Source organism: Lentzea sp. NPDC004782 (assembly GCF_040609115.1).
In the GTDB taxonomy this organism is placed as follows: Bacteria; Actinomycetota; Actinomycetes; order Mycobacteriales; family Pseudonocardiaceae; genus Lentzea.
In genome coordinates, this window is the sequence record NZ_JBEXJN010000059.1 from 46,975 (window position 1) to 57,315 (window position 10,341).

A 10,341-nucleotide genomic window follows, 5' to 3' on the forward strand; every position below is an offset into this window, starting at 1 on the left:
TACCGCCGCGCTGGCGGAGCCGGTGGGATGAAACAGGAGGTACAGATGCACCCCGCGGAGGTTCCAGCCAGGAACATGTCCCGCCGGACTTTCGTGGCCGGCGCCGTGGCGGCGGCCACCGGCCTGGCGACCTCGATCGGAAAAGCCGTGGCCGTGCCGGTTTCGGGGCACAGCAGCACGGCTGGGGGGCGTCGGGTCGCTGTCCTCGGCGGTGGGATCGGCGGGCTGACCACAGCACACGAGCTGGCCGAGCGGGGCTTCCAGGTCACCGTCTACGAGCGCAAGGCGTGGGGCGGCAAGGCACGCAGCATCCCGGTGCCCGGCACGGGCCGCGACGGTCGCCTCGATCTTCCCGGTGAGCACGGGTTCCGCTTCTTCCCGGGTTTCTACCAGAACCTTCCGGACACGATGAGCCGCATCCCGGTGGCGGGGAACCCGCACGGGGTACGGGACAACCTGGTGGTCACCGACCGCGGCATGGGTGCCTGGAACGGCAAGGCCTTCTACATACCCACCTCTCCGGCCGCGCCGAGCAACTTCACCCCGCAAGCCCTGTGCGAGTACTTCATGGCGACGTTCACGGCTGCGGGCTCGGTACCGCCACAGGACGCCGCCCTGATCGCCAGCAAGGTGCTGACGTTCCTCACCAGTGGTCCGAAACGCCGGTTGGAGCAGTGGGAGAACACGAGCTTCGCCAGGTGGATGCGAGCCGACACGCTGTCGCCGAGCGGCCGTGCGTTGCTGGTGGACTTTCCGACCACGGGGCTGGTCGCGGCCAAGGCGGGGCAGGCGAACACCCGCACCATGGGTCTGATGATGGAAGCCGCGATCCACAGCACGCTGAGGCGGGGCGGTTACACCGCCCCGGACCAGTTGCTCAACGCCCCGACCAACGACGCCTTCATCGATCCGTGGCTGACCCATCTGCGGGAACTGGGAGTGCGGTTCAACCTCGGCTGGACTGCCACTGGTCTGACCTGTGACGGCGGCCGGATCACCGGCGCCACCGCGATCGGCCCGACGGGGCCGGAGCAGATCGAGGCGGACTGGTTCGTCCTCGCCGTCCCCGTCGAACGGGCCATCCCGTTGCTGGACGACGCCGTCCTCACGGCCGATCCGGGCTTGCGGCGCCTGCGCAACCTGGTCACCAGCTGGATGAACGGCGTCATGATCTACACCAAGCGCGAGGTACCGATCTGCAGAGGCCACGTCGCCTACGTCGGACAGCCGTGGGCCCTGACTTCGATCAGTCAAGCCCAGTTCTGGGAGCGGGGTTTCGCCGACCGCTACGGAGACGGCACCGCCGCCGACTGCCTCTCCGTGGATCTGTCCGACTGGGACACCCCAGGCATCCTCTACGGCAAACCCGCCAAGCAGTGCACCCGTCAGGAAATCGTCGACGAGGTCCTGGCGCAGATCCGCGCAGCCCTCCCCGGCGGAAACTCGGTGTTGCCCGATTCGATCATCCACTCCTGGATGGTCGACCCCGCCATCACCGGGCAGGGCACCCCGAACGTCGCCAACGACGAACCACTGCTGATCAACACCCCTTCCTCCTGGGCGAACCGGCCCGAAGCGACCACGAGGGTGCCGAACCTGTTCCTCGCCGCGGACTACGTCCGCAGCAACGTCAACCTCGCCACCATGGAAGGCGCCAACGAAGCCGGTCGTGCCGCGGCCAACGGCATTCTCGCCGCATCAGGTTCCGCGGAACGCCCGGCGAAGATCGCCACTCTGTTCGAGCCGCCGGAGATGCAGCCGTTCTGGTTCAAGGACGACATCGACCACACCCTCGGTCTGCCCAACCAGTTCGACCTCCTCGCCCCCGACTGGCCCCGATCCTGAACCGAGGAGAGCACATGCCTGAGCAGGTCGCGATCATCGGTGCCGGGTTCTCCGGACTGTGCATGGCCATCACGCTGAAACAGGCCGGTATTCCTTTCACGGTCTACGAAAAGGCCGACGACCTCGGCGGGGTGTGGCGCGACAACACCTACCCCGGCGCGGGCTGCGACGTTCCGTCGTACCTGTACTCCTACTCCTTCGCAACCTGGCGGGACTGGAGCCGGGCGTATCCGGGGCAACCCGAAGTACTGCACTACCTGCAAGACATCGCGGACCGCTACGGAATCAGATCACACATCCGGTACGGCACCGAGATCATCGACGCGCACTACGACGCCGTGAACCAGCGCTGGGTGCTGCACAGCACTGATGGTCGGCAGCATGACGCCCACGTCCTCGTCCCGGCCGTCGGACAGCTCAACCGGCCGAAGTACGCCGACTACCCGGGACAGGCCGACTTCACCGGCACCACGTTCCACTCCGCCCGCTGGAACCACGACCACGACCTCACCGGCCGCGACGTCGGTGTGATCGGCACCGGCCCCAGCGCAGTCCAGTTCATCCCCTCCATCGCCGGCAAGGTCCGCAGCCTGACCGTGTTCCAGCGATCCCCGAACTGGGTCATGCCGAAATGGGACTATCGCTACGGCCCAGGCCACCGGGCCCTGTTCACCACCGCACTGGGGCGCCTCGGCTACCGCGGTGCCTGGTACCTGGTCGGCGAGACCGTCCTCTACTCCGCCATCCGAGGCGGCCGCCTCGGCAAACTGGTCGAGCACCTGTGCGAGCGCCAACTGCGCACCCAGATCCAGGACCCGCACCTGCGGGCGAAACTCACCCCCGGATTTCCGTTGGGCTGCAAGCGCATCCTCATCTCCGACGACTACTACCCGGCACTCGCCAGGAAGAACGTGGACCTCGTCACCGAGAAGATCGTGCGGTTCACCTCGAGCGGAGTGCTCACCGCCGACGGCAGTGAGCACCGTGTCGACACCCTCATCCACGGCACCGGCTTCACCGCCACCGACTTCCTCGCGCCCATGACGATCACCGGCCGCGACGGCCGGCGGCTGCGTGAAGACACCTGGGCCGACGGAGCGGCCGCGCATCTGGGCATGACCGTCCCCGGCTATCCCAACCTGTTCCTGCTCTACGGACCCAACACCAACCTCGGCAACAACTCCGTCATCCTCATGATCGAAGCCCAGACCCGCTACATCCGCGACTGCCTGACAGCCATGGCACGCACCGGCCGCCGTGAGATCGAGATCTCCCAGCACGCTCACCAGCGCTATCAGCACGGACTGGCAACTGCCTTGGAGGCCACCGTGTGGCAGGCGGGCTGCGACAGCTGGTACAAGACCGACACCGGCAAGATCACCAACAACTGGCCCTACCGAGCCGGTCGATACCGCCGGCAGACCAGACGCCCCGTCCCCGAACACTTCCCGATCGGTTTGATCTCCGAAGGATGAACGCGCAGCCGGCTTCACCTCGTCGAGATCGCGCGGGCTTCTTCCTCCGCGTCACGGCGCCATCGGCATGCAGACCGGTGCCGGCCGATGATCCGGCCAACGCTCGCAAGCAGCTGCACCTGAGGAGTTCACCTTGACCACGAGCAGCCGCGACGTCTTCGAGAGCCCCGCTGAGGAACGCCGCGCGACCAGCATGCCCCTCGCGGTGCGCGCGTCTTCCTTCGGTATCGACGCACGCGCTTACGCCGAACTTCGTCCGTCCTATCCGATCCAGGCCGTGCGCTGGGGCCTGGGCGGTGCCACCGGCCGGATCCTCGACCTCGGGGCGGGCACCGGCAAGTTGACCGAAACCCTGGTCGCGCTGGCGTCCGACGTCGCGGCGGTCGAACCGGACCCGTCCATGCGCGCCGAGTTGGAGCGACTGTTGCCGCAGGTGCCGGTGCTGGACGGGGCCGCCGAGACGATACCCCTCGGCGACGGGTCGGTGGACGCGGTGTTCGTGGGTCAGGCGCTGCACTGGTTCGACTTCGACCTGGCGTTGACGGAGATCGCGAGAGTGCTCCGGCCGTCCGGTGCGCTGGTGGCGTTGTGGAACCACGACGATGTCGGCGTGCCCTGGGTCGCTGAGTTCGCCGCCCTCGCTCGCACCACGACGGTGAGCCGTCACTGGTCGGACCCAGCCGGTTCGCTGCCGAGGCACTCCCGGTTCACCGCATTCGAACGCCGGCAGTACCCCAATCCACACCAGTACACTGTGGACTCCCTGATCGCGATGGTGTGCACGCAGTCGCAGATGCTGCTGGCGACAGCGGATGAGCGGCAACGGAGGACGACCGCGTTGCGCACCTTCCTGGCCGGGCAGGCCGCCACCGCGTCCGGTGAGTTCGACCTGCCCATGACGACGACGGTGATCCGCGCGTTCACATCGTGATCGCACCGACCGCCAGGCCGAACTGACGGCACGTCGACGTGATGCCCGCGACGATTCCGCCGCGGTCACTTCCGGTCTGCCAGGTGGCCAGCCTGGTGATCATCGGGTTGGCCAGGCCGAACCCCGCACCGAACAACAGCTCTCCTGCCATGGCGTGGAAAGTCGTTGAGCTTCCGGTCAGCCGGGACGACATCAGGTCTGCCGTGAGCGTGGCCACTGCACCAAGCGTCAGGCAGACTCCGGCACCGCGCAGTCCCCGCAGTTGCCGGGAGAGCCAGGCGAACAGCGTTGATCATCAACGGCATCGGCAGGGTCATCCACCCGGCGGGCATCGCCGACAGACCACGCACGTCCTGCCAGTACGTTGCGGTCCGCAGCAGGAAACCTCCGAGAGCGACGAACAGCGCGACTGCCGCGAGGGCTGACACCCACAGAGTGGTGATGCGGAACAGACGGGGTTCTACGAACGGGTCCCGGCTGCGCAGGCCGTGACCGACGAGCGCCCCGGCGAGCACGAGGGCAACCGACGCCCAGACCAGACCGGCTGTGCCGGTCACCGCGACCGCCCGCACCAGGGCGAAGAACAGCAGGACCACCACCACGTGGCCGACCGGGTCGACTCGACCGGTCCGCGGCGCCGTCGACTCCGGGATCACGACAGTGGCGGCGACGAACACCGCGCCGGTGAGCACAGCGATCGCGTAGAACACCGCGTGCCACCCGAAGGCTTGTACGACCGCGCCGCTGACAAGAGGTCCGGACGCCATGCTCGTGCCCATCACCGACCCCCACACGCCAAGCGCGCCTGCCCGCTGCTCAGGTGTCGGGAAGACGGTCAAGACGATCGAGAGGGACACGGGGGTCAGCATCGAAGCTCCGATGCCCTGCACCACTCGGCCGGCGATGAGCAGCCGATGGTCCGGTGCGATGGAGCATGTCGCCGCGCCAGCCGCGAAGACGAGCAACCCCAACCGGAAGACGCGCCGTCGCCCCAGTCGATCGGCCAAGCCCCCGAACAGCACGAGAAGACTCGCCAATGCGAGCCCGTAGGCGCTGGCCACCCACGGCAGCACGGTGGCGAGGACGTCGAGATCTCGCCGGAGCACGGGCAACGTGAGAGCGACAGCGGTCGCGTCCAAGCCCAGGCCCCGGCAATGTCGCCCTGCTGGGTTTGGCGGATTCGGGACCGTCTGCCGGAAGCAGGGCCGGAGCCGGTTCGCCACCCTGATGGTCGCGTTCTCATGGACGTGAACAGGCAAGTTGGCTGTAGTTGGGGTGAAGCCAAGACGATGTCATCGGCACTTTTCTGCAACCAACCTGGTGCGGCCGGCACAGGAGAGCGTTTCCACGGCTTCCTCGAATCAGAGGCCTCGTCGCGCCGTCAGGATTCGCCAACGGAGTCCTTGCAGACGCCATCAGCCCAGCCGGACACGACTTTGCCGGGGCCCTGCGTCCAAGCCGATGAGGAGCACGCTCAGAGTGCAGACCGTCAGCACGACGGAGCTGCGCTCATGGCTCACGAGGCACGCCTGACATCACATGGCACGAACAGCTCCATCGAGGCGATGTGCCGCGCCACCCGGTGGAAGATCACTTCGCGCAACACGCCGGCCCCGTCGACGCGGGTGTTCATTTCGACCACTCCGGCCGCAGTGCCCAGCCGGACCCTGCGGTGGGACCGGCCGGTCAGGTGGCTGGCGAGCGAGGAGGCCAGCGTGCCGGGCGTGATCATCGCTGCGGCGAGCGCCACGGCCGAAGTCAGCCCGATCGCCGGGTGCGGTGTGAACATCGACATCATGCGGACGGACAGGTCGTAGCAGTGCGGTTCCACGGAGTGGCCGGAGGTGGTCGTGTAGCGGATGGGAGGAGCCACCAGCCCGACCTTCGGAATGGCATCGCCCGGCGGCATCAAGCCCATGCGTACCGCACCCTGACGGCGCAGGAGGACGAGCTCGGAGGCCACCTCGTGCAATCCGTTCTGGAACGGATTCACGTCCAGGCTGCGCGCGTTGACGAGCATCGCCGGCGCGCCTGCGTCGATGAGGGTCGCCTCGACCGGGCCGACCAATTCCACCGCGTGGCCGGAAGGCAGCAGTTGTCCGCAGGTGCTGCCCACAGGATCGACGAAGCTGAGCCGCACGGGTACGCCGGTGCGGCTGGCCGAGCCGGGCACGACCGCCTCTCCGAACCCAGGTGCAACGGCGTCCTCGGTGTCGATGGTCGCGGTGAGCCGGGCACCGGTGTTGACGTTGAGCATCCGCACCATCGTGGTACCCACGCGAGGCGTGACCAGACCGTTCTGCAATGCGTAGAGGCCAACGGCGGTGGCGCAGTTGCCGCAGTTGCTGCCGTACTCGACGACCTCCTTGCCGATGCCCACCTGAGCGAACAGAAACTCGACGTCTACATCGGACCGTGAGGATGGCGCGACGATCGCGGCCTTGGAGGTGGTCGACGTGGCACCTCCGATCCCGTCGACCTGGCTCTCGTCGATCGAGCCGAACGCGGACAGCAGCAGGTCGTTCAGTCCGACTCCGAGCTCCGCGAGATCCTCGGCGCGGAAGATCACGCACTTGCTGGTGCCGCCGCGAACGAGTGACGCCGGAATCCGGAGTAGTCGTCGTTGGGAGGCAATGGGACTACTGCTCAGGGCAAGCCGCACGACGACCATCTCCGCTCGAGAGTGCAGCTGCTTTCGCGCCGGCGACATCTCCGTGTGCGCGAGGAAGCGCTCATCTCTTTCTGTTCGGGAAACGCAGTTCGTAGAGGAGTCATCAGCCGGTCACGAGAGACGATCATGGTGCCTCTGTTCAGGAGGAGGAACGACCCAGATTTCTACGCGCCCAAGCTCGTAGACGTTGCGCCCGATGTCGTGTCTGCGGTCATGCGGCAGGTGATCGCAGCCTGTATCGCACGCGTCCTCGCTGTGGTACCGGTATCCGATGCAGTAACAGCCGCTCGCCAGGGCAGGTGTTGCGGCGGTTGCGGATGGCCGAGTCCCAGAGCCGTTCCCACACGAACTTCCTCACGGCCCCTCCAGATGTGCCCGCATACCGGGGAAGCCCCACCACGTCGGTTCAGACGGGCAGGTGACTGCGACCAAAACGAAGAATCCCGAGTAGGCGGACCGGGAACCAGACGAGGGGCTGGGGTGTGCCCTTTCGCCCTCCTCCGGGTGTCCCTTCGTACTGGGACCACCCGTGGCGATGATCTCGCTGGAGGTCTTCGCCGTGGAGCAACGAGGCGCGGGTCAGAGCAGACCCGCGGTGAAGGGGAGTGACGCGGAAGCCGGGTTGCTGGAGTTGGCTGACGAGTCGGAGGTGTGTGTGGGTGATGGGGTGGTGGTGCCGCGGGTGAGGAAGCGGGCGGGGCCGAGGTCGTGGTGGTCAGATCTTGGCTCGCCTCCGTGCCTGTGCGTGCCCGGTGAGGATGTGTGGGGCGCGCTCACCGGCGATCAGCGCGTCGATCATGGCGCGGCTGGAGACGCCGAGGGTGTGGGCGGCGACCGTGAACAGCGGGTCGGCGTTCGTCGGCCAGAGTGGGTGAAGGTGTCGTTTTGGGTGCCCCAAAAGGCTTGGTCGAGTGGTGCATGGTGGACATCGGATGCTTCGCGGCCTAACTTCCTCTCGGTCAACATTTAATGAATCGGACCCTGAGGGGTGAACATCATGCGTAGAACAAAGAGTAAGATCGGCAATCTGCTGCTTCTCGTCTCGGTTGCCGCATCTTTTTTCCTGGTCGCCGCTGGTAGTGCCTCCGCGGACGACCTGGCCGCCACAGCCGACATGGTCGACTGTGGCGGCCGTTCGGATTTTCTGCACGTCTACGGCCGTAATGGCTACGGCCCGCAGGAGCGTTGCTATGCGAACGCAGGGAAAGCGGCGCAGGCCTTGTGGGTTGACCGGATCTCCACCGGGAACAACGACATCGTGTATCGGGATTACAACGGTGAGATCGTGCGAATCGACCGATGGACCGATATTTCGTTCCCGAACCGCCCGCCATACGTCGATTACATCATCATCTTGTAACCTTGGGTTGAACCTCGTTGAAGCTTTCCGAGCAACTGCCGGTGACGTTGTGCGCCAGTGGCCGATGACGCGCCGGAGCTGTGCAGCAAAAGGCGCGGAACCCCGGTATGAAGTGGTCCTCTCGCAGATGAACTTCGCAGGGGTTCGCGCTCGATGAGCGTTGCATACATCGCTGTCCTGGGCGCATCTGAGGGCACCGTCCTGTTCCTGTCCACTCTGCTGTGCGCCGAGCGGGGACGACGGGATACCCGCAAGAGCACCCGCGCGCTGGGAACCCGCAAGCAGGCGGTGCTGGTGCTGCGCTGGTTCCTGGAGGACACCCGGATGCCAGCCCTGGCGAGGGACAACGTGATTGCCGTGTCCACCGCGTACGCTTATCGGGACGAGGGTGTCGCGGCTGGCAGGCCGTCGCTGCGCGGGGCGTTGCTGGCGGCCAAGACGGCCGGGTAATCGCATGTGAATCGTGGGCGGCACGCTGATGCGCACCGACCGGATCTCCACGCCCGACCCCACGGCAGAGGTGGACCTGTGCTGGAGCGGTCAACACGACCATCACGGTGGGAACATCCAGATCGTCTCCACCCCGGACGGATGTTCCCCGCGGACTTCGGCGTGCGGCCTGGCCGCTAGCAGGACAGGAGCGCCGCCCGCGCCGATTCCGAGCTGCTGGCCGTGATCACCGACGGCACCTTGGCGCTGACCGACCTGGGCTGCGAAGGCGAGCCCAAGACCCGCACGATCCCGGTCCAGAGGCCCAAAGATGGGCAACTCAGTGCGTGCAGATCAATAACACACTGACTTCGATTTTGTGGACGCCGATGTGGTAGCGCACATCTGAGGGCGCAGGAGCTCTAGTTGATCTTTATGAAGGGGTCCTTCGTCCACCTGAGGTGGGTGAAAGCGCCCTTCATGAAGATCAACACTCGCCGATATGTTCGACATGTCCACGAGCATCGCGGCGACGCCCGCACGGGCGAGCGGGTCCGAAGCTCGAATCAGCACCTGGACCCGGCGCACCGTCCCTCCGCATTTCACTCGATCGTTGGTTCGCACAGCCTCACCGCGCAGACTTCTTTCCTCTCAGCGCGTCTATACGACGGTCTTGTCCGATCCCCCGGCGCGGGATATCTCGGCGAACGGCGACATCAAGACACCCCTGCAGGGCGCTGGGAGGTCCGCGCCGCGGTCTGTCGTCGTCTGGAGCAGTCACCCGCTGCGACGTCGACCTCGGACACGTCGCGTCTGTGATCTGCGGCGGCATCGGCCGAGCTGAACACCGCGGCCGCAGGGCAGAGCAAGCCCGGCAAACAGGTGCGTGCGAACGCGGGCTTTGGCGGTGTCGATTGGTCACACGGGTTGGCCTGCCCGGAGAACTGAACGGTTGCGTCTCAAGGCATGGTCCGGCTTCCTGATCGGATGACCTGGTTGTCGCGAGAGGGTGCCCCGATGACCCGTGGCGGGCCGCGTGCTGGTCCAGCAGCGCCTGCAGGGCAGGGGTGGCGTCCGAGTTATTGATCGCCGAGCAATTACCCGTGTCGGATGGAATTTCATGGTGACTACGGGTTCGACCAGCCGAGACGACTCGTCACGTTACCTGCTGCTCGTCGTTCACCAGTGAGTTTGTGGCGGATCTGCCCGTCTGGGTCCCGGCGCCTGGCTCACCTTCACGGGGCATGCCCGTGTCGTGAGGAGAGTTGTGTCAGTTCGGGAAGTCTTCCCTGCATGGCTGGCTCAAGAGGCGAGGCGTGATGAGGGTGCTGTGCGATTGTGGTGCGGCAAGTATCGGGAGAATTTCCTGGTTTCGGCAACGTCTTCCATCGCACCGCTCACGAGAGGGAGCCTCATGACCTGCGCTGTCCGAGCACCCAGCCTTTTTTGCTGGCGTGCTGGTGGCGGGTTGTTGTTGTGGGGGGTGGGGTGATGGGTGTTGAGCTTGATCCTTCGTTGGATTTTTTGTGGGTGCTGTTGGGTGGGGGGTTGGCGCCGAGGGTGTTGCCGGGGTTGTTGCGGGGGTTGGCGGAGGGGTGGGATGGGGTGGGGGTGGTGTTGCGGGAGTGGG

Annotated in this window: 7 protein-coding genes; 5 read left to right on the forward strand and 2 right to left on the reverse strand. The window is 66.2% G+C overall.

Going from position 1 to position 10,341, the window contains the following annotated elements:
• The first annotated feature begins 75 nt into the window (after positions 1 to 75).
• The 3 genes from ABZV40_RS37605 to ABZV40_RS37615 all read left to right on the forward strand — a co-directional run bounded on the left by ABZV40_RS37605 (position 76) and on the right by ABZV40_RS37615 (position 4,251).
• Entirely contained in the window at positions 76 to 1,845 is a 1,770-nt protein-coding gene (locus tag ABZV40_RS37605) for an FAD-dependent oxidoreductase (RefSeq protein ID WP_355453092.1), read from the forward strand.
• Between the two features lie 14 nt (positions 1,846 to 1,859).
• The gene (locus ABZV40_RS37610; protein WP_355453095.1) at positions 1,860 to 3,320 is read left to right on the forward strand and encodes an NAD(P)/FAD-dependent oxidoreductase; all 1,461 of its coding nucleotides are present in this window, start codon (positions 1,860 to 1,862) and stop codon (positions 3,318 to 3,320) included.
• Positions 3,321 to 3,453: 133 nt separating this feature from the next.
• On the forward strand, positions 3,454 to 4,251 hold the full coding sequence (locus tag ABZV40_RS37615; protein WP_355453098.1) for a class I SAM-dependent methyltransferase: 798 nt from the start codon (positions 3,454 to 3,456) through the stop codon (positions 4,249 to 4,251).
• A 65-nt stretch (positions 4,252 to 4,316) separates the two neighbouring features.
• Here the strand turns inward: ABZV40_RS37615 and ABZV40_RS37620 are convergent, their stop codons facing one another.
• Both ABZV40_RS37620 and ABZV40_RS37625 read right to left on the reverse strand, forming a co-directional pair.
• The gene (locus ABZV40_RS37620) at positions 4,317 to 5,390 is read right to left on the reverse strand and encodes an MFS transporter (RefSeq protein WP_355453101.1); all 1,074 of its coding nucleotides are present in this window, start codon (positions 5,388 to 5,390) and stop codon (positions 4,317 to 4,319) included.
• Positions 5,391 to 5,767: 377 nt separating this feature from the next.
• Entirely contained in the window at positions 5,768 to 6,961 is a 1,194-nt protein-coding gene (locus tag ABZV40_RS37625) for a PrpF domain-containing protein (protein WP_355453104.1), read from the reverse strand.
• A 958-nt stretch (positions 6,962 to 7,919) separates the two neighbouring features.
• On the opposite strand from ABZV40_RS37625, the gene ABZV40_RS37630 reads away from it, so the two are divergent.
• Both ABZV40_RS37630 and ABZV40_RS37635 read left to right on the forward strand, forming a co-directional pair.
• Positions 7,920 to 8,282, forward strand: coding sequence for a beta/gamma crystallin domain-containing protein (locus ABZV40_RS37630; protein WP_355453107.1), 363 nt, complete (start codon positions 7,920 to 7,922; stop codon positions 8,280 to 8,282).
• A gap of 153 nt (positions 8,283 to 8,435) precedes the next feature.
• Entirely contained in the window at positions 8,436 to 8,732 is a 297-nt protein-coding gene (locus ABZV40_RS37635; protein ID WP_355453110.1) for a hypothetical protein, read from the forward strand.
• The last annotated feature ends 1,609 nt before the right edge of the window (positions 8,733 to 10,341 follow it).

Bases quoted from the DNA above. Each gene is read 5' to 3' on its own strand.
- ABZV40_RS37605 (WP_355453092.1), top strand. From the start codon at position 76: ATGTCCCGCCGGACTTTCGTGGCCGGCGCCGTGGCGGCGGCCACCGGC.
- ABZV40_RS37610 (WP_355453095.1), top strand. From the start codon at position 1,860: ATGCCTGAGCAGGTCGCGATCATCGGTGCCGGGTTCTCCGGACTGTGC.
- ABZV40_RS37625 (WP_355453104.1), bottom strand. From the start codon at position 6,961: ATGTCGCCGGCGCGAAAGCAGCTGCACTCTCGAGCGGAGATGGTCGTC.
- ABZV40_RS37630 (WP_355453107.1), top strand. From the start codon at position 7,920: ATGCGTAGAACAAAGAGTAAGATCGGCAATCTGCTGCTTCTCGTCTCG.
- ABZV40_RS37635 (WP_355453110.1), top strand. From the start codon at position 8,436: ATGAGCGTTGCATACATCGCTGTCCTGGGCGCATCTGAGGGCACCGTC.